General features: G+C 67.9%; 19 protein-coding genes. 13 read left to right on the top strand and 6 right to left on the bottom strand.

Going from position 1 to position 17,389, the window contains the following annotated elements:
• Positions 1 to 4 precede the first annotated feature (4 nt).
• The 7 genes from ACNQR1_RS11735 to ACNQR1_RS11705 all read left to right on the top strand — a co-directional run bounded on the left by ACNQR1_RS11735 (position 5) and on the right by ACNQR1_RS11705 (position 7,597).
• Positions 5 to 808: a LytR/AlgR family response regulator transcription factor gene (locus ACNQR1_RS11735; protein WP_418046211.1), complete on the top strand. Its 804-nt coding sequence runs from the start codon at positions 5 to 7 to the stop codon at positions 806 to 808.
• Positions 801 to 1,175, top strand: a complete 375-nt coding sequence (locus ACNQR1_RS11730) for a hypothetical protein (RefSeq protein WP_418046210.1) — start codon at positions 801 to 803, stop codon at positions 1,173 to 1,175. The genes ACNQR1_RS11735 and ACNQR1_RS11730 overlap by 8 nt, the downstream gene beginning before the upstream one ends.
• Positions 1,172 to 2,902 carry a cation acetate symporter gene (locus tag ACNQR1_RS11725; RefSeq protein WP_418046209.1) on the top strand — a complete coding sequence of 577 codons (1,731 nt, stop codon included), beginning with the start codon at positions 1,172 to 1,174 and terminating at the stop codon, positions 2,900 to 2,902. The genes ACNQR1_RS11730 and ACNQR1_RS11725 overlap by 4 nt, the downstream gene beginning before the upstream one ends.
• Before the next feature lie 147 nt (positions 2,903 to 3,049).
• Positions 3,050 to 3,394: a DUF485 domain-containing protein gene (locus tag ACNQR1_RS11720; protein WP_418046208.1), complete on the top strand. Its 345-nt coding sequence runs from the start codon at positions 3,050 to 3,052 to the stop codon at positions 3,392 to 3,394.
• Entirely contained in the window at positions 3,391 to 5,022 is a 1,632-nt protein-coding gene (locus ACNQR1_RS11715) for a cation acetate symporter (protein WP_418046207.1), read from the top strand. The genes ACNQR1_RS11720 and ACNQR1_RS11715 overlap by 4 nt, the downstream gene beginning before the upstream one ends.
• Before the next feature lie 86 nt (positions 5,023 to 5,108).
• Complete coding sequence (locus ACNQR1_RS11710; RefSeq protein WP_418050341.1) at positions 5,109 to 6,239, top strand: MFS transporter; 1,131 nt, start codon at positions 5,109 to 5,111, stop codon at positions 6,237 to 6,239.
• Between the two features lie 35 nt (positions 6,240 to 6,274).
• The gene (locus ACNQR1_RS11705) at positions 6,275 to 7,597 is read left to right on the top strand and encodes an acyltransferase family protein (protein WP_418046206.1); all 1,323 of its coding nucleotides are present in this window, start codon (positions 6,275 to 6,277) and stop codon (positions 7,595 to 7,597) included.
• 100 nt (positions 7,598 to 7,697) lie between these two features.
• Here the strand turns inward: ACNQR1_RS11705 and ACNQR1_RS11700 are convergent, their stop codons facing one another.
• Complete coding sequence (locus ACNQR1_RS11700) at positions 7,698 to 7,868, bottom strand: DUF5302 domain-containing protein (RefSeq protein ID WP_019345398.1); 171 nt, start codon at positions 7,866 to 7,868, stop codon at positions 7,698 to 7,700.
• 42 nt (positions 7,869 to 7,910) lie between these two features.
• A complete protein-coding gene (locus ACNQR1_RS11695) occupies positions 7,911 to 8,354 on the bottom strand; it encodes a PPOX class F420-dependent oxidoreductase (protein ID WP_064882694.1) in 444 nt (147 codons plus the stop codon).
• Positions 8,355 to 8,385: 31 nt separating this feature from the next.
• On the opposite strand from ACNQR1_RS11695, the gene ACNQR1_RS11690 reads away from it, so the two are divergent.
• From ACNQR1_RS11690 to ACNQR1_RS11680, 3 genes are read left to right on the top strand one after another with little or no spacing between them, the layout of a single operon-like run.
• Positions 8,386 to 9,216, top strand: coding sequence for a class I SAM-dependent methyltransferase (locus ACNQR1_RS11690; RefSeq protein WP_418046205.1), 831 nt, complete (start codon positions 8,386 to 8,388; stop codon positions 9,214 to 9,216).
• 14 nt (positions 9,217 to 9,230) lie between these two features.
• Positions 9,231 to 10,187, top strand: a complete 957-nt coding sequence (locus tag ACNQR1_RS11685) for an alpha/beta hydrolase family protein (protein WP_418046204.1) — start codon at positions 9,231 to 9,233, stop codon at positions 10,185 to 10,187.
• Between the two features lie 16 nt (positions 10,188 to 10,203).
• Entirely contained in the window at positions 10,204 to 10,719 is a 516-nt protein-coding gene (locus ACNQR1_RS11680; protein WP_418046203.1) for a DUF1697 domain-containing protein, read from the top strand.
• A 4-nt stretch (positions 10,720 to 10,723) separates the two neighbouring features.
• Here ACNQR1_RS11680 and otnI read toward each other — a convergent pair whose 3' ends face one another.
• Positions 10,724 to 11,503, bottom strand: coding sequence for a 2-oxo-tetronate isomerase (gene otnI, locus ACNQR1_RS11675; protein WP_418046202.1), 780 nt, complete (start codon positions 11,501 to 11,503; stop codon positions 10,724 to 10,726).
• A gap of 104 nt (positions 11,504 to 11,607) precedes the next feature.
• On the opposite strand from otnI, the gene ACNQR1_RS11670 reads away from it, so the two are divergent.
• Positions 11,608 to 12,441, top strand: a complete 834-nt coding sequence (locus ACNQR1_RS11670; protein WP_418046201.1) for a class I SAM-dependent methyltransferase — start codon at positions 11,608 to 11,610, stop codon at positions 12,439 to 12,441.
• Positions 12,442 to 12,449: 8 nt separating this feature from the next.
• Here ACNQR1_RS11670 and ACNQR1_RS11665 read toward each other — a convergent pair whose 3' ends face one another.
• The gene (locus ACNQR1_RS11665; protein ID WP_418046200.1) at positions 12,450 to 13,943 is read right to left on the bottom strand and encodes a flavin-containing monooxygenase; all 1,494 of its coding nucleotides are present in this window, start codon (positions 13,941 to 13,943) and stop codon (positions 12,450 to 12,452) included.
• 100 nt (positions 13,944 to 14,043) lie between these two features.
• Here ACNQR1_RS11665 and ACNQR1_RS11660 point away from each other — a divergent pair, with 100 nt between their 5' ends.
• Entirely contained in the window at positions 14,044 to 15,255 is a 1,212-nt protein-coding gene (locus ACNQR1_RS11660) for a PucR family transcriptional regulator (RefSeq protein ID WP_418046199.1), read from the top strand.
• 12 nt (positions 15,256 to 15,267) lie between these two features.
• On the opposite strand, the gene ACNQR1_RS11655 is transcribed toward ACNQR1_RS11660, so the two are convergent.
• On the bottom strand, positions 15,268 to 15,633 hold the full coding sequence (locus ACNQR1_RS11655; RefSeq protein ID WP_418046198.1) for a GntR family transcriptional regulator: 366 nt from the start codon (positions 15,631 to 15,633) through the stop codon (positions 15,268 to 15,270).
• Positions 15,634 to 15,669: 36 nt separating this feature from the next.
• Here ACNQR1_RS11655 and ACNQR1_RS11650 point away from each other — a divergent pair, with 36 nt between their 5' ends.
• The gene (locus ACNQR1_RS11650; protein WP_418046197.1) at positions 15,670 to 16,395 is read left to right on the top strand and encodes an NAD-dependent deacylase; all 726 of its coding nucleotides are present in this window, start codon (positions 15,670 to 15,672) and stop codon (positions 16,393 to 16,395) included.
• On the opposite strand, the gene ACNQR1_RS11645 is transcribed toward ACNQR1_RS11650, so the two are convergent.
• Complete coding sequence (locus tag ACNQR1_RS11645) at positions 16,382 to 17,302, bottom strand: LysR family transcriptional regulator (protein WP_418046196.1); 921 nt, start codon at positions 17,300 to 17,302, stop codon at positions 16,382 to 16,384. The genes ACNQR1_RS11650 and ACNQR1_RS11645 overlap by 14 nt on opposite strands.
• Positions 17,303 to 17,389: the final 87 nt, after the last annotated feature.

Below are 17,389 nucleotides of genomic sequence, written 5' to 3'. Positions count from 1 at the left end.
AATCATGACGCCGAGCTCCAACCTGACCGTGCTCGCCGTCGACGACGAGGCACCCGCGCTCGACGAGCTGGCCTACCTGCTGGGCCGGCACCCTGACATCGGCGAGGTGCACACCGCCTCCGACGCCACCTCGGCGCTGCGCGAACTCAACCAGCACGCCATCGACGCGGTATTTCTCGACATCAACATGCCCGGACTGTCCGGCATCGAATTGGCCGGTGTCCTGGCCAATTACACGAACCGGCCCGCGGTGGTGTTCGTGACGGCGCACGAGGACAAGGCGGTGGCCGCGTTCGACGTCGGCGCGGTCGACTATCTGCTCAAGCCGATCCGGCAGAACCGCCTGGACGAGGCCGTGCGCCGGGTCGCGGCGGGAGTTCCGAAAGCCTCGACCGACACCGCCGGTCCGGCCCAGTCCGAGGACCAGGACTGGAACGTCGTCCCCGCCGAACTGGGCGGCATCACTCACCTGGTGCCGCGCGACAGCATCGGCTGGGTCGAGGCCGAGGGTGACTACGCCCGGCTGCACTCTGCCACCGGAGCGCATCTGGTGCGAATCCCGTTGAGCACTTTGGAAACCCGCTGGCGCGACCACGGGTTCCAGCGCATCCACCGGTCCTACCTGGTGTCGCTGCGACAGGTCACCGGCCTCCGCACGGCCGATGGCGCGGTGCTGGTTCGGTTGCGCGCCAACGGGACTTCGCCCGCGGTCGAACTCCCGGTGAGCCGGCGCCAGGCCCGGGAACTGCGCGACCGGCTGGTCCGCGATCCGATGCGCTCCCTCAAACCGGCGGGCAGCGATGAGTGACCGTCCTGTTCCGCAACGTGAGCGCGTGGTCCTCGCCCACCGCCGCGGCACCCGCATGGTGCGCACCCGCATCGAGGTGCAGGAGCAGACCCAGGTGGGCGACGCACTGGTGCGTGGCCTGGTGCGGACCCAGCTCGGCCTCGCACTGCGCCTGGCCCTCGTCGTCGTCTCCGTGGTGGTGGCACTGGTATTGCTCAACTCCGCCGTGCCGGATCTGTCCGCACTCACCGTGTTCGGGATCCGGCTGAACTGGCTGATCCTGGCCGGGCTGCTCTATCCGCTGCTGTACGGCGTGGGACGGCTCTATGTCCGGCTGGCCGAGCAGGGCGAGCGGGACTTCGTCCGGGTCGTCGACAGCGAACCATGACCGGCGCACCGCTGACCGCCGCCGCGCTGCTGGCCTCCGTGGTGGCCACCATCGCCATCGGGGCCTACGGAGTCCGGTTGTCGCGCACCACCTCCGACTTCCTGGTGGCCTCACGCAGCGTCGGACCGCAATGGAATGCGGCCGCGATCTCGGGTGAATACCTCTCCGCAGCTTCATTTCTCGGAGTCGCCGGGCTCATCGCGAAATACGGGGCCGACGCGCTGTGGTATCCGGTCGGATTCACCGCGGGCTATCTGGGCGTGTTGTTGTTCGTGGCGGCGCCACTGCGCCGCTCGGGGGCCTACACCGTTCCCGACTTCGCCGAATTCCGGCTCGGCTCGGCCCGGCTGCGCAAGGTGGCCATGCTCGTCGTCGTGGTGATCTGCCTGTTCTATCTGGCCCCGCAGTACCAAGGCGCCGGGCTGGCCCTGAAAACACTTCTGGGCGTTCCGGTCTGGGTGGGCCCGCTGCTGGTCGCCGCGATCGTCATCACCAATGTGGTGGCCGGTGGCATGCGGTCGATCACGTTCGTGCAGGCGTTCCAGTACTGGCTCAAGCTCACCGCCGTCGCGGTCCCCGCGCTGGCGCTGCTCGGGTTGTTCGTCAGCGACCGCGGCGAATTGGGCGGCCCACTGCCCCCGACCGTGCAGCAGCAGACCACCGTGCAGATCGACACCGACGTCATGGTCCAGGTGATCGAACCGGCCGGCATCACCGTGACCGGTGATCTCGACGGCCGCCACGTCGAGTCGGCGAAGATCACCGCCCCCGGGCAACACACGCTCGCCGCGGGCACCACACTCACCCTGGCCGCGGGCGCGGCCACACCCGTGGTGGCGGGTACCCCGGGCACCGGCAGCGAGTGGATCGCCTCGGGCGGCGGTCTCGGCGGCAGCCATCCGCTCTACCAGGTGCTGTCCATCATCGTCGCGACGTTCCTGGGCACGATGGGCCTGCCCCATGTGCTCGTGCGCTTCTACACCAACCCGGACGGGCGGGCCGCCCGCCGGACCGCGCTCGCGGTGGTCGCGCTGCTGTCGGTGTTCTACTTCTTCCCGATCCTGCTCGGGGTGTTCTCCCGGTTGTATGTCCCGCAGCTGCTGATCACCGGAACTGCCGACGCTGCAGTGCTTTTGGCACCCGGCGCGGCGGTCGGCGGAATCGGCGGCCAACTGCTGGCCGCACTCGTGGCCGCCGGTGCGATCGCGGCATTCCTGGCCACCTCGTCCGGGCTGCTGATCAGCATCGCCGGCGCCCTGGCCACCGATGTGCTGCGCGGCCGGGTGCGCGATTTCCGGATCGCCGCGGTGGTCGGTGGGCTGATCCCGATCCCGTTGTCGCTGATGGTGTCCGGGCTGGAGTTGTCCCGCAGTGTCGGACTGGCCTTCGCCGTCGCGGCGTCCACACTGTGCCCGCTGCTGGTACTGGGCATCTGGTGGCGTGGCCTGACGGTCGTCGGTGCCGCGTGCGGGCTGGTGGTGGGTGGATGCGTGTGCGGCGGCGCGGTGCTCGTGGCGATCACCGGTGGCGTGGACGATGCCGTGCTCGGCGGGTGGCCCGCGGTGATGGTGGGCTACCCGGCGGCAGTCAGCGTGCCGATCGCCTTCCTCACGATGATCGTCGTCAGCCTGTTCACCCGGCCCACCCCCGGCGTCGCGCAGATCTTCGCGCGCATGCACGTGCCCGAGCGGCTCGGCCTGGGTGTCGAGCGCGTCCCCACGGGCTGACCGCCTGCCGCTCAGCCCCGGCGACCGACCGTTCAGCGCAACGATGGCCGAATTCGGCGTATCGCCCGCGATACCGCTCCTGTGTGACCCACCTCTCAATTAGGTTCAGTGCCCAACCGACACACAGCCAACTGTCAGGAGCGCTCGGTGCCCGAAATCGACCTTCCCGAGAGGATTGCCCCCACCGGGGAGCAGTTCCTCGCCATGCAGGCAAGCCCAGAATTCCAGGAGTTGCGTACCAGGCTGCGCCGCTTCGTCTTTCCCATGACCGCGTTCTTCCTGCTCTGGTATGCCCTCTACGTCGCTCTCGGCGCCTTCGCCCATGACTTCATGGCCATCCGGGTGTTCGGCAACATCAATGTCGGCCTGCTGATCGGGTTGGGCCAGTTCCTGACCACGTTCCTGATCACCGGCCTGTACGTGCGCTTCGCCAACAAGGAGCTCGACCCGCGCGCCACCGCCATCCGCGAAGAGCTGGAAGGTTCCCGATGACCGTCACGACGCTCGCCGCCGAGACCGTCGGCAACCCCGTTGCCAACATCGGCATCTTCAGCCTGTTCGTGGTCGTCACGATGATCGTGGTGATCAAGGCCAGCAAGCGCAACGCCACCGCCGACGAGTTCTTCACCGGCGGCCGTGGCTTCTCCGGTCCGCAGAACGGCATCGCCATCGCCGGCGACTACCTCTCGGCGGCCAGCTTCCTCGGCATCGCCGGCGCCATCGCCGTGTACGGCTACGACGGTTTCCTCTACTCCATCGGATTCCTGGTGGCCTGGCTGGTGGCCCTGCTGCTGGTGGCCGAATTACTGCGCAACACAGGAAAATTCACCATGGCCGACGTGCTGAGCTTCCGGCTCAAGCAGCGGCCGGTCCGACTCGCCGCGGCCATCTCGACGCTGACCGTGTCCCTGTTCTACCTGCTGGCGCAGATGGCCGGGGCCGGCGGCCTGGTGGCCCTGCTGCTCGACGTCAACAGCCGCGCCGGGCAGTCGATCGTGATCGCCGTCGTCGGCATCCTGATGATCGTCTACGTTGCGGTCGGCGGCATGAAGGGCACCACGTGGGTGCAGATCATCAAGGCCGTGCTGCTGATCGCCGGCGCCGCACTGATGACTGTGATGGTGCTGAGCAAGTTCGGGCTGAACTTCTCCGAGATCCTGGGCTCGGCGCAGTCGGCGATCTCCGGGGCCACCACCAAGGGTGTGTCCAGCCGTGACGTGCTGGCCCCCGGTGCGCAGTACGGCGGATCGCTCACCTCGCAGATCAACTTCATCTCGCTGGCGCTGGCGCTGGTGCTCGGCACCGCGGGCCTGCCGCACGTGCTGATGCGGTTCTACACCGTGCCGACCGCGAAAGAGGCTCGGCGGTCGGTGGTCTGGGCGATCGCGCTGATCGGTGCCTTCTACCTGTTCACCCTGGTGCTCGGTTACGGCGCGGCGGCCCTCGTCGGTCCGGACCGGATCCTCGGCGCAGCTGGTGGGGTGAATTCCGCGGCCCCGTTGCTGGCGTTCGAACTCGGCGGGGTGATCCTGCTCGGGGTCATCTCGGCGGTGGCCTTCGCGACGATTCTCGCGGTGGTGGCCGGCCTGACCATCACGGCGTCGGCGTCGTTCGCCCATGACATCTATGCCTCCGTGCTCAAGGCCCACAAGGTGACCGAGGACGAACAGGTGCGGGTCTCCCGCATCACCGCGGTCGTGCTCGGTGTGTTCGCGATCGGGCTGGGCATCCTGGCCAACGGCCAGAACGTCGCGTTCCTGGTCGCCCTGGCGTTCGCCGTCGCGGCGGCGGCCAACCTGCCGACGATCCTGTACTCGTTGTACTGGAAGCGGTTCAACACCCGCGGCACACTGTGGAGCATGTACGGCGGCTTGATCTCGACCATCGTGCTGATCGTGTTCTCCCCCGCCGTGTCGGGCAGCAAGACCGCGATGATCCCCGATGCGGACTTCGCGTACTTCCCGCTGGCCAATCCGGGCATCGTGTCGATTCCGCTGGCCTTCGCACTCGGCATCATCGGCACGCTCACCTCGCGCGACACCGGGAATGCCGAACTCAACGCCGAGATGGAGGTGCGGTCGCTGACCGGGGTGGGAGCCGAGAAGGCGGTCGCACACTAGTCGGAACAAGGGGTCGAGCGGCGCCGCTACCATTCAGCGTGCGCCGCTTTTCCTTTCCGCTCCTCGCCTACGCGTTCGCCGCGATCATGGTGGGCACCACCCTGCCCACCCCGATGTACGCGCTCTACGCCGACCACATGCATTTCGCGGTGCTGACGACGACGGTCATCTACGCCACCTACGCCGGCGGCGTGCTGTTCGCCCTGTTGGTGTTCGGCCGCTGGTCCGACGCCGTGGGCCGGCGGCCGATGTTGCTGGCCGGGGTGGCGGCGGCACTGGCCAGCGCCGTGGTGTTCCTGTTCGCCGATTCCGTGCCTCTGCTGCTGATCGGTCGGGTGCTGTCCGGATTGTCGGCCGGCCTGTTCACGGGGACTGCCACCGCCGCCGTCATCGAGGCCGCTCCGCTGGCGTGGAAGAACCGGGCCGCGGCGGTGGCGACGGTGGCCAACATCGGCGGCCTGGGCGCCGGCCCACTGCTGGCCGGTTTGCTGGTCCAGTACGCACCGCAGCCCCTTCACCTGCCGTTCCTGGTGCACATCGGACTCGCCATGCTGGCCGGGCTCGCGGTGCTGGTTGTGCCGGAGACGTCGGCGCGCACCGGCCGGATCGGTTTGCAGCGCCTGTCGGTGCCCACCGAGGTGCGGACTGTGTTCGTCATCGCGGCCCTCGCGGCCTTCGCCGGATTCGCCGTGACGGGGCTGTTCACCGCCGTCGCGCCGTCGTTCCTGTCGACGGTGATCGGCATCGGCAACCATGCGGTGGCCGGCGCGATCGCCTGCTCGATCTTCGCGGCCTCGGCCCTGACCCAGGTCGTCGCGAATCGAATGGCTGCCGGGCGGGCAGTGGCGGTCGGGTGCGGGGTGCTGATCGCGGGCATGATGATTCTGACTGCGGCACTGTATTTTTCCTCGCTGCCCGGCCTGGTCGCGGCGGCAGTGGTATCCGGCATCGGCCAGGGGATGAGTTTCAGCCGAGGCCTGGCCGCTGTCGTCGAGCGCGCTCCGGCCCAGCGTCGGGCCGAGGTCAGCTCCACGTATTTCGTCGTCGCCTATGTCGCGATCTCGCTTCCGGTGATCGGCGAGGGTCTGGCCGCTCAATCGCTGGGCCTGCGTACGGCGGGCATCACCTTCGCGGTCGCGGTCGCGGTGCTGGCCGCGCTCTGTCTGGCCGCGATCCTGGTCGCCGAGGCCCGGGGCGAATCCCGTATTTCTACCTAGGGACTACGCAGCCGCGGCACCATAGCGTTCTAGCCATGACCGTTGCTGCTGACCCAGCTGCCGAGAAGGCCTCCGCAAAAGCCCTGTTCCCGTCCCCCGCCGAGGTCGAGGCCCAGACCCCCGACGACCGGGACCGGGCCATCGACGTCATCCGGATCGCCTCGCTGATCGGTGTGGTGTTCGGCCACACCGTCATGGCCACCAGCACGATCCGCGACGACGTGTTCATCTGGAGCAACCTGCTCACGGAATCCACTGTGTTCCAGGCGCTGACCTGGGTGTTCCAGATCATGCCGCTGTTCTTCTTCGCCGGGGTCGCCGCATCCGTGCAGTCCTGGCGGCCCGGCTCATCCTGGGGTGGCTGGCTGCTCAAGCGTTGCACCCGGCTCTACCGCCCGGTGTTCTACTACCTGGCCTTCTGGACCGTGGCCCTGGCAGTGTTGCGGTTCGTACTGCCCGAGCACGTCTACGAGCCCATCGCCGGGATCTCCATCCAGCTGCTGTGGTTCCTCGGCGCCTATGTCCTGGTGTTGGCGGCAGTGCCGCTGCTGGCCCGCATCACCACGACCGCGCAGATGGCCGGAGCGATCATCGGCACCTACGCGTTCATCGCCGCCGTCGACGCGGTCCGCATCAACATGGACGGCTACGCCTCGCTGGGCTATCTGAACACCGTGGTGTGGTTGATCCCTGGCGTCTTCGGCGTCGCCTACCGCCGCAACCTGCTGTCCAGCGACGCCGCGCTCAAGCTCGGTATCGGCATGCTCGGCGTCAACCTGGCACTGCTGTACTTCGGCCCCTACGAGCTGAGCCTGGTCGGCATCGAGACCCAGCACCTGAAGAACATGACGCCGCCGTCACTGCTGCTGGCCGGTCACGCAATCATGATGTGCGCGTTCGCGATTGCCGCGGCCCCCGCCATCAACCGCTGGGCGCGCAGGCCGCGCGTGTGGTGGCTGACCGCGATCGGCAACTCCGGCGCGATGACGCTGTACCTGTGGCACATGCCGCTGCTGCTGGGCCTGCACCTGGTGTTCGACTATCTGGGCCTGGACCGCTACGACCCGTCGGCCCCCGGATTCATCGCCCTGTCGGTGCTGCAGCTGGCGTTGATGGCCGGCCTCGTCGCGATGGCGTTCGTCGCGCTGCGCCCGCTGGAGAACAACCCGCTTGCGCTGTGGGACGGCGGCACGGTGGCCGGCACCGGCGTCCGCAGCGCCGCGGTGGGCTGGCTCCTGTGCGTCGCCGGCGCGGCCACACTGACCTCGGTGGCCTGGGGCCTGAAGGATCAGGGTGTGTACTGCGTGGCGGTGATGCTCGCCGCACTCGTCGCGGCCCGGGCGCTGGCCCGCGACTGATTCATCGGCACTGCGCGGAATGCACCGAGACTGCGCACGGATCGCGATTCTGCCGAATTTCGCGATCCGTGCGCAGTCTCGGGTGAAGTGGGGTCGGGCGTTAGCCGCTCTTGCGGCGGAACTCGCGCCGGTTCTCCACCGGGCCGTGCGCCCGTGGTTGGTTACGGCCGCCGTCCTTGTGCGCCGCGCCTCCCGACGACTGCGCCTTCTTGCGCTCCAGGGCCTCCCGGAATTTGCGCTTGTTGTCGTCTTCCGGTTTGTCGTCAGCCATACGCCGCAGCGTAGCCCGACAACGACGCCGCCGTCACGCGCTTTAGCGCCGGCCCGGTGGCATCCCGTACACGTGCGTGATCGGCAACGTCAGCAGCACCCGGCGGTCGTCGACCATGGCGCGCCGGTAATCGTCCCAATCCGGGTGCTCACCGGCGATGTTGCGGTACAACGCAATAAGCCCCTCGACAGTGTCGTCGTCGGGCGCGGCGGCCGGCGGGGTCAGGATGGCGTCCCCCTCGGCTACCGCATAGGACCAACCGTCGTCGGAGCTCACATGAACGGACGCACGGGGATCCCGCCGCAGGTTGCGGGTCTTGGCCCGCGGTTCGGTGATCGACACCTGGATCTGCACCGCACGCGGATCGAAGTAGTAGGAGACATTGGACAGCTGCGGACGACCGTCCTGCTTGATCGTCGCAAGAACTCCCATCGAGTTGCCGCCGATCAAGGCCAGAAGCTTGTCGTCGAAAACCTGGCGCCCCATGAGTCGAGCGTACGTCTTTACCATCGGTTCGATGAGTGTGATTGACGGCAACAGCCTCGAGGGCGTCTCGGCAACCACCTTGTGGACCCTGAGCAATCGCGGCATCGAGGCCAAGCGGTCCGATGGTGTGATCCGCGACCCGTGGGCCGTGGCGCTGCTGGACTCCATCGACTTCGACTACCGCAAGTTCGGTCGACCGACCCAGGCCCATTCCCTGCGGGACCGCGCGTTCGACATCGAGACCCGCGACTACCTCTCGACACACCCGAAGGCCGCGGTGGTGGCGCTGGCCGAGGGGTTGCAGACCAGTTTTTGGCGGCTCGACCAGGCCGGGGTTGCCGACGAATTGACCTGGTATTCAGTCGATCTACCGCCGGTCATGGCGATCCGTGAGAAGCTGCTGCCCTCCGACGACCGGATCGTGGCGCTGGCCCAGTCCGCGCTCGATCGCAGTTGGATGGACCGGGTCGACGCCACCGACGGTGTGTTCATCACCGCCGAGGGCCTGTTGATGTATCTGGAGCCCGAGGAGGTGCGCAGCCTGATCGCCGATTGTGCGGCGCGGTTTCCCGGCGGCCAGATGATGTTCGACTCGATTCCGCACTGGGCGAGCCGGCGCACCATCAAGGGGCTGCGCCTGTCCAACCGCTACATCGCGCCGCCGATGCCGTTCGCTCTCACCGCCGACGAGGGGCTGGCCATGGCGGGGACGGGGCCGGGCGCCATCCCCGGCGTGCGGTCCGCCCGCGACGTGGCACTCCAGCCGGGACGTGGCGTGTTCAAGCTGGCTGCCGAGCCGTGGCTCGACCGGATCGGCTTCATCCACCGGATCCGCCCGTCCATCACGGTGCTGGGCTTCTGACCGGCCGGGACGATATGGCGCTACTGACCCGCCGCCTGCTGGCGGCGCTCGCAACCCTGCTGCTCGCCGCGGTCACGCCCTCCTGCGCGACGGAAACGAGAAGCTCCGAAATCGTGGTGGTCCCCGAGGTCCTCACGCTGCCCACGGTGAGTGTCACCCGGTTCCACTACCGCTCGGGCGAGCGCTCCGACACCCGGTACCCCGACCAGAACTGGGCCGACCTGTACCTGCCGTCGGGCGCGCACGCGTTCAATTCGCTGCCACTGGTGGTGCTCATCCACGGCGGCGGCTGGAAGAGCACGATGGGCGCGGGCGTGTTCGACGGTTTGGCCCGCGAACTGGCCCGCCACGGGATGGCCGTCTACAACATCGAGTACCGCCGGGTCGGATCGGGCGGCGGGTGGCCGACCACGTTCGACGACGTGGCTCGCGCCATGGACTACGTCGCCGAGATGGACCTGCAGTACCCGCAGCTGGCCGTGGACGACGCGCTCGTCGTCGGCCACAGTGCGGGCGCCCAGCTGGCGGTGTGGGCGAGTACGCGTCACGACCTGCGCGACGGCGAGGTCGGATCCCGGCCGCGTTTCCGCCCGACCCGGGTCATCTCGCTGGCCGGACCGCTCGACATGGTCTACGCCGCCAACCACGGTGACAAGCACATCGCCGCGGTGCTCGGCGGCCGTCCCGCCGAGGTGCCGCAGCGGTACGCGTCGGTCGACCCGATCCAGAACCTCGATCCGAGGGTCCCGGTGATCGCGGTCCACGGAACGCTCGACACTGTTGTGGCACCGGCCAATTCGCAGCGCTATGTCGCAGCGCTCAAGAAGCGAGGCGGCCGGGCCGGCATCGAACTGCTCCCCGGTGAGAACCACACATCGATCATGTCGCCCCGCTCCCCCGCCTTCCGCCGGGTGCTCCACCTCATCACCGCCACCTCCGAGGCCGAACTCGACCAACTGCCGGTGAAGTGACCATTAGGCTGGCACCGTGACCCGCTACATCGCATTCCTGCGAGGCGTCAACGTGGGAGGCGTCAACCTCAAGATGGCCGAGGTGGCCAAAGCCATGGAGGCAGCCGGGTTCACCGAGGTCAAGACCATTCTGGCGAGTGGAAATGTCTTGCTGGACAGCACTTCCGGTGTGGCCAAGGTCCGCAGCACGGCCGAGCGCGCCCTGCGGGACACGTTCGGTTACGAGGCGTGGGTGTTGGTGTACGACCTGGCCACCCTGCAGAAGATCTCTCAGGGTTACCCGTTCGAGCGTGAGGTCGCCGATCACCACTCGTACGTGACGTTCGTCAGCGACGCCGAAATGCTCGACGAGCTCGCGGACTTGTCCCCCGGCCGCGGCGAGAAGGTGCAACGCGGTGACGGCGTGCTCTATTGGCAGGTCCCGCGGGCCGCCACGCTGGACAGCGCGATCGGCAAGACCATGGGCAAGAAGCGCTACAAATCCTCGACGACGACGAGAAATCTGCGCACGCTGGAAAAAGTGCTGCGCTGACGCGTCAGCCGCGTGCCCGGCGCATCCACCCCAGTCCCGCACCGGTGCCGGCAGCCGGGCGGTACTCACAGCCCACCCAGCCGTCGTAACCCGTCTCGTCGATGATCGCCAGCACGTAATCGAGCGCCAGCTCTCCGCTGTCCGGCTCGTGCCGGTCGGGAACTCCGGCGATCTGCAGATGCCCGACCCGGCCGGTCGGCAGGTCCGACCGCAGCCGGACGGTGATGTCGCCCTCGGTGATCTGGCAGTGGTACAGGTCCAGTTGGACCTTGAGGTTCGGCGCCCCGATCTCACCGACGATCTGGTGCGCCTCGTCCTGCAGGCTCAGCAGGTAGCCGGGCATGTCGCGCTGGTTGATCGGTTCGATCAGCACGTCGACGCCGTGTCCCACGGCCTGCTCGGCAGCCCAGGCGAGGTTGCCGCGGTAGACCGCCAGCCGCTCGTCGCGGCCGCCTGGAGCGAGGCCCGCCATCACGTGCACCCGCGGGCAGCTCAGGGTGTCCGCGTAGTCCAGCGCGCGGCCGAACCCTTCGCGGAACTCGGCCTCGCGGCCCGGAATCGCGGCGATACCGCGTTCGCCGGCCTCGAAATCTCCGGGCGGCGCATTGAACAGAACCTGACGCAGGCCGTTGGCGTCGAGCTGCGCGCGCAGTTGCCCGGCCGGGTAGGCATACGGGAACAGGTACTCCACGGCGGTGAACCCGTCGGCCGCCGCGGCGGCGAACCGGTCGGGAAATTCGTGCTCGACGTACATCATGGAGAGATTGGCCGCAAAGCGTGGCACGGCAGGACTCCTTCCAGCTGAGCTGATCAGCGGTTGACGTCATCTTTGCGCGTGGGTTCGACGGCGTTGGCACCCCCCGGCTGAACCCGGGTACATTCGCGCGCATGACGGGTAGCTCAGACAAGGTGAGCGGCAGTGCGCTTACCGGTGTTTCCGAGACCGCACTGCTGACCCTGCAGGTGCGCGCCCACGAAGCGCGCCGCCCGGACGGCCTGATCGACGATCCGATGGCGGTGCAACTGGTCGACTCGATCGATTTCGACTTCGCCAAGTTCGGCTACACCCGCCGTCAGGACATGGCCCTGCGGTCGCTGCTGTTCGACCGGGTGACCGGCGACTACCTACGGGAGCATCCGAAGGCCACGGTGGTGGCGCTGGCCGAAGGCCTGCAGACCAGTTTCTACCGGCTCGACGCTGCCGGCCTGGGTCATCAGTTCCGTTGGCTGTCAGTCGATCTGGAGCCCATGATCGAGCTCCGCAACAAGTTGCTGCCCAAGCCGGACCGGGTGACCCAGTGCGCTCAGTCGGCCCTCGACTTCAGCTGGATGGATCATGTCGACGCGAGTGACGGCGTCTTCATCACCGCCGAGGGCCTGCTGATGTACCTGCAGCCCGAGGAGGCCATGTCGCTGATCCGCGCGTGCGCGCAACGCTTTCCGGGCGGGCAGATGCTGTTCGACCTGCCGCCGGCGTTCTTCGCCTTCCTGACCCGAAAGGGAATGCCGACCTCGACGCGCTACCGCGTGCCGCCCATGCCGTTCAGCCTGTCCCCCTCGCAGCTGGCCGACCTGGCCACCACCGTCCCCGGGGTGCGAGCGGTGCGCGATGTGCCGATGCCGCGCGGTCGCGGCAGGATCTTCAACCTCCTGCTGCAGACCTATCACCTGCCGCTGTTCGACCCCGTCCGCCCCGTGATGGGGCTACTGGAGTTCGGTTAGCACCCGAATCAGACGGTCGCGCAGGCTGTTTCCACGCGTGCCGTTCCGAACTTGAGATTCGGGTCCACTACCGGCCCGTTACGCAGCGTCCGCGCGTCGAGCGTGTAGTTCATCGTCATCTGCCACGGCCCGTCCACGCCCTGGCGGGGAATCTCGTCGATCGACCGCTGCACGTACCCGGCCGCGAAGTCCAGCAGCGGGCGGGTCTGACCAGCGGTGAACTCGGCTCGCACGGTGTCGAATCCGTTGTCGTCCATGTGCTTGAGCAGCCGGCAGAAATGCTCGCAGAGCAGTCCGACCTTGAGTGTCCACGACGAGTTGGTGTAGCCGAAGGCGAAGGCGAAGTTCGGCACTCCCGAAAGCATGATGCCCTTGTAGGCCACGGTCTCGGGAAGGTCGACCGGCTCACCGTCGACGGTGAGCGACATTCCGCCGAACAGCTGGATGTTCAATCCCGTTGCGGTGACAATGATGTCGGCGTCGAGCTCGCGACCGGACTCCAGCAGGATGCCGTTCTCGGTGAACGTCGCGATGCGGTCGGTGACCACCGAGGCGCCGCCCTCACCGAGCGCGGTGAACAGATCGCCGTCCGGCACCGCGCACAACCGCTGGTCCCACGGGTTGTAGCGGGGAGTGAAGTGTTCGTCCACCGGATAGCCGTCGGGCAGCTTGGTGGAGTTGATCCACCGGATCACCGCCCGTGCGGACTTCGGGAACTTCTGGCAGAACGTGTAGACCCCGCGCTGCTTGAGGATGTTCTTGCGCCGGGTCAGTGCATAGCCGCGCTCGTCGCCGAGCAGTCGCTTGGCGGTGTTGGCGAACTTGTCCTTGGCCGGCACCGGCATCACATACGTCGGTGAGCGCTGCAGCATCGTGACATGGGCAGCCGTGCCCGCCATCGACGGCACAAGCGTGACCGCGGTGGCACCGCTGCCGATCACGACGACCTTCTTGCCGGCGTAGTCGAGATCCTCGGGCCAGTGCTGCGGATGCACGATCTGCCCGGTGAACCGCTCGACACCGGTGAACTCCGGGGTGTAGCCCTGGTCGTAGCGGTAGTACCCGCCGCCGCAGAACAACCAGCTTGCCGAGATCTGGACGAGTTCTGGATCCGCCCCGTCACCGTCGGTCCGCTCGATGTCCACGGTCCAGGAGGCCCGGGCCGAATCCCACGCCGCGCCGAGCACCTTGTGGTGGAACCGGATGTGGCGGTCGATGCCGTTCTCGGACACCGTCTCACGCAGGTAGGCCAGGATCTTGTCCCCGGTGGCGATCGCATGCTCGTCGCGCCACGGCTTGAACTCGTAGCCGAACGTATGCAGGTCCGAGTCCGACCGAATCCCCGGATAGCGGAACAGGTCCCAGGTGCCGCCGGTCGCGCCGCGGGCCTCCAGGATCGTGTAGCTGCGCCCCGGGTGTTCGCGCTGCAGGTAGTAGGCGGCACCGATGCCGGAGATGCCGGCGCCGATGATGAGTACGTCGACGTGTTCGGTGTGGGTCATGTCTCAATGGTCGCGGCGGGCGGACGGTCGCCCAAGGTCGGAATGGCCAAACATCACCCTTCTGGTGGTGCACTTTGCACCACCGCTCTACGCTGTGGTGATGGGGTGGCCGCCACCGTCGCAGCGGGTGCAGGATCTGATCCGGCAATGCGCACAGATCGTCCTCAATCCCCGCCAGGACTGGCTCGAACAGTTCGACTCCGCAGTCCTGGCGGCCAGTCCGACCATCGCGTCCGATCCCGAGCTCGCCGCCGCGGTCGTCCGCAGCAACCACGCCAACCTGTTCTTCTGGGGCTCGGCGAACGTGCGCGATCCGGGCGCCCCGGTGCCGCCCAACACCGGACCGGAGCCGCTGAGCATCGCCCGCGAACTGGTGCGCCGCGGCGTCAACGAATTTCCCCTCGACGCATACCGGGTGGGTGAGGGCGTTGCATGGCGTCGCCTCATGGAGATCGCCTTCGAGCTCACCTCCGATCCCGCCGAGCTGCACGAGATGCTGGACGTCTGCTCGCAGTCGATCAGCGCATTCGTCGACGCCACGCTGGCCGGGATCGCCGCCCAGATCGACCTGGAACGCGACGACCTGACCCGTGGCACCCACGCCGAGCGGCGCGAGACCGTCGCGCTCCTGCTCGAGGGCGCCCCGATCCCCAGGCAGCGGGCCGAGGCGCGGCTGGGACACGCGCTGACCGGAACCCACACCGCGGCGGTGATCTGGAGCGAAGACTCCGCGGGCGACCTGTCCGGATTGGACCGGGCCGCCGAGGCCTTCGGCCAGGCCTGCGGCGATCCGAGACCGTTGAGCGTGCTGGCCAGCACCGCCACCCGATGGGTGTGGGCGACCGGCAGCGTCGACGGTCTCGAGGCACTCACCCGGGAGCTGGACGGTGTCCGGATCGCCGTCGGTCCGGCCGCCGACGGCCTGGATGGCTTCCGGCGCAGTCATTTCGATGCGCTGACCACCCAGCAGATGATGGCCCGGCTGCACTCCACCCAGCAGATCGCGCGGTTCACCGACGTCGAGCTGGTCGCCCTGATCACCGCCGACCCGGACCGCGCGGCCGAGTTCGTCAGCCACAACCTGGGTGCCCTCGAGACCGCCGATGCCGAATTGCGGGAAACGGTAAGGGTATTCGTCAACGAGCAGTGCAATGCCTCACGCGCCGCGGCGCGGTTGTACCTGCATCGGAACACGCTGCTGCGCAGGCTGGCGCGCGCCGACGAACTCCTGCCCCACCCGCTCGCCGAGAACAGTGTCGCGGTCGCCGTCGCGTTGGATGTGCTGCGCTGGCACGGCAACCGGGCCGGGTGAGTCAGAGCCGGATCAGTCGAACGCGCTGTCCAGATAGCGCAGGGCGTCGTTCTTTCCGATCCCCAGTGCACGGGCGGCCTCGGCGAAGGAGTTCGCGGCCGCGGCCATCGCGGCATCCGCCGGATCGGCCCGAGCGACGAATGTGCCGTACCGCCCCCGGGTCTCCAGCACCCCCGCCGACTCCAACTCGCGATATGCCCTGGCCACGGTGTTCACCGCGAGTCCGACCTTCCCCGCCAGTTCACGCACTGTAGGCAGCCGGGTTCCCGGCGCCAGCCGCCCCTGCCTGATTCCATCGATGATCTGGATCCGGAGTTGATCGAACAACGGTTTTTCCGCGCTCGCGTCAACCAGAACCCAATCCCCCAACTCGGCCACGTGCCCAGTATCACCCAAACCGACTACGTTGGTGATGTGCAAGTGACTGTGCTGTCCGGCGCCGGGATCTCGGCGGAAAGCGGTGTGCCGACCTTCCGCGACGTCGAGACGGGTCTGTGGGCACAGGTGGACCCGTACGAGATCTCCAGCATCGAAGGCTGGCAGCGGCATCCCGAGAAGGTCTGGGCCTGGTACCTGTGGCGCCATTACATGATGGCCCACGTGCAGCCCAACGACGGACATCGCGCCGTGGCCGCCTGGCAGGACTTCGCCGATGTCCACGTCGTCACCCAGAACGTCGACAACCTGCACGAGCGAGCCGGCAGCACGAACGTCTACCACCTGCACGGCAACTTGTTCGAGTTCCGTTGCGATGCTTGCGGTTCCCGATTCGAGGGGACCCTGCCCGAGATGCCCGAACCGGTCGAGACCATCGAACCCCCGGTATGCCCGTGCGGCGGTCTGATCCGGCCGAGTGTCGTGTGGTTCGGCGAGCCGCTACCCGACGACGCCTGGCAGCGATCGGTACAGGCGGTGAGCAACGCCGATGTGGTGATCGTGGTGGGCACCAGCTCGATCGTCTATCCCGCAGCCGGTCTGCCCGAAGCCGCCGTCGCCGCTGGCACCGTGGTGATCGAGGTCAATCCGGAGCGCACCCCGCTGTCCGACAGCGCGACCATCTCGTTGCGCGAGACCGCCGCCGGTTCCCTGCCGAACCTGCTGCAGCGACTGCCTACCCTGCTGGGGTCTAGGCAGGCCTGATCCAGGTGGCCCGCAGTTCGTCGGCGGCGGCACGTAACGCGGCCACCACGGCTTGCACGGGATCAGTAGGATCCGGGTCGGTCAGCACCACAGTCTGGCGGCCCAGCCAGTTCGGATCCTCGACGGTCACCACCGTCACACCGGCCGGCACCGACGGTGCGGCAAGCGCAGGAAGCAGGCAGACGCCTAGCCCGGCAGCCACCAGCCCGAGCCGAGCCGGCCAACTGCGCACCCGATAGCGGATCAGCGGGTCGATCAGCGTCGGCCAGGCCGCGAACTGCGGATCACCCGGGGTGCCCGTGCCGGCGATCCATGCCTCGTCGACCAGGTCGCGCACCGACACCTCCGGGCGCGACGCCAGCCGGTGGTCATGTGCGACGGCCACACAGAGATCCCCGATGGAGACCGGATGCCGCCGCAACCCCTCGAGGTCGTAATCCGGCAGCCCGGCACCGATCCCGATCACCGCCACGCCGAGACGTCCTGCGCGCAGATCGCGGAGCAGCCCGGGGGTGGATTCTTCGGTCAGTGTCACGACCAGCCCCGGATGGGCAACGGAGAGATGCGCGACCGCACCGGGGATCAACGCGGACATGGCTGCCGGGAACGCGCCCAGCGCCACCTTGCCGGCGAGCCGGTCGCCCAGTGCGTCGAGGTCGCGGTGCAGGACCGCGACCTCGCCGAGGATGCGGGCGGCGTGCTCGGCGATAACTGCGCCGGCGGGTGTGACACTGACCCCGCGGACCTCCCGCACGAACAGCGCGTACCCGGCCGCGGACTCCATCGCCGCGACCTGCCGGGAGATCGCGGGTTGGGTGAATCCCAGTGAATGTGCCGCAGCTGTAAAAGATCCCAACAACGCCACCTCGCGGCAGACCCGCAGGCCCTCCAAAGTGATGCCGGTCATGCCTCACCGTACCCATAACGATCAGTTATGGGTATTCATCGAAACCGTCATAGACGGCATGGATTGGGTAGCTGCCGCTCGTGGTTG

It is taken from the genome of Mycobacterium sp. 48b (genome assembly GCF_048282725.1).
Taxonomy (GTDB): domain Bacteria; phylum Actinomycetota; class Actinomycetes; order Mycobacteriales; family Mycobacteriaceae; genus Mycobacterium.
This window is presented reverse-complemented; position numbering and strand designations above follow the sequence as displayed.

Coding starts and splice junctions, on each gene's coding strand:
- ACNQR1_RS11705 (WP_418046206.1), top strand. CDS start 6,275: ATGACCGTTGCTGCTGACCCAGCTGCCGAGAAGGCCTCCGCAAAAGCC.
- ACNQR1_RS11660 (WP_418046199.1), top strand. CDS start 14,044: ATGGGGTGGCCGCCACCGTCGCAGCGGGTGCAGGATCTGATCCGGCAA.
- ACNQR1_RS11665 (WP_418046200.1), bottom strand. CDS start 13,943: ATGACCCACACCGAACACGTCGACGTACTCATCATCGGCGCCGGCATC.
- ACNQR1_RS11735 (WP_418046211.1), top strand. CDS start 5: ATGACGCCGAGCTCCAACCTGACCGTGCTCGCCGTCGACGACGAGGCA.
- ACNQR1_RS11645 (WP_418046196.1), bottom strand. CDS start 17,302: ATGACCGGCATCACTTTGGAGGGCCTGCGGGTCTGCCGCGAGGTGGCG.
- ACNQR1_RS11715 (WP_418046207.1), top strand. CDS start 3,391: ATGACCGTCACGACGCTCGCCGCCGAGACCGTCGGCAACCCCGTTGCC.
- ACNQR1_RS11670 (WP_418046201.1), top strand. CDS start 11,608: ATGACGGGTAGCTCAGACAAGGTGAGCGGCAGTGCGCTTACCGGTGTT.
- ACNQR1_RS11730 (WP_418046210.1), top strand. CDS start 801: ATGAGTGACCGTCCTGTTCCGCAACGTGAGCGCGTGGTCCTCGCCCAC.
- ACNQR1_RS11685 (WP_418046204.1), top strand. CDS start 9,231: ATGGCGCTACTGACCCGCCGCCTGCTGGCGGCGCTCGCAACCCTGCTG.
- ACNQR1_RS11690 (WP_418046205.1), top strand. CDS start 8,386: ATGAGTGTGATTGACGGCAACAGCCTCGAGGGCGTCTCGGCAACCACC.
- ACNQR1_RS11725 (WP_418046209.1), top strand. CDS start 1,172: ATGACCGGCGCACCGCTGACCGCCGCCGCGCTGCTGGCCTCCGTGGTG.
- ACNQR1_RS11700 (WP_019345398.1), bottom strand. CDS start 7,868: ATGGCTGACGACAAACCGGAAGACGACAACAAGCGCAAATTCCGGGAG.
- ACNQR1_RS11695 (WP_064882694.1), bottom strand. CDS start 8,354: ATGGGGCGCCAGGTTTTCGACGACAAGCTTCTGGCCTTGATCGGCGGC.
- ACNQR1_RS11710 (WP_418050341.1), top strand. CDS start 5,109: ATGGTGGGCACCACCCTGCCCACCCCGATGTACGCGCTCTACGCCGAC.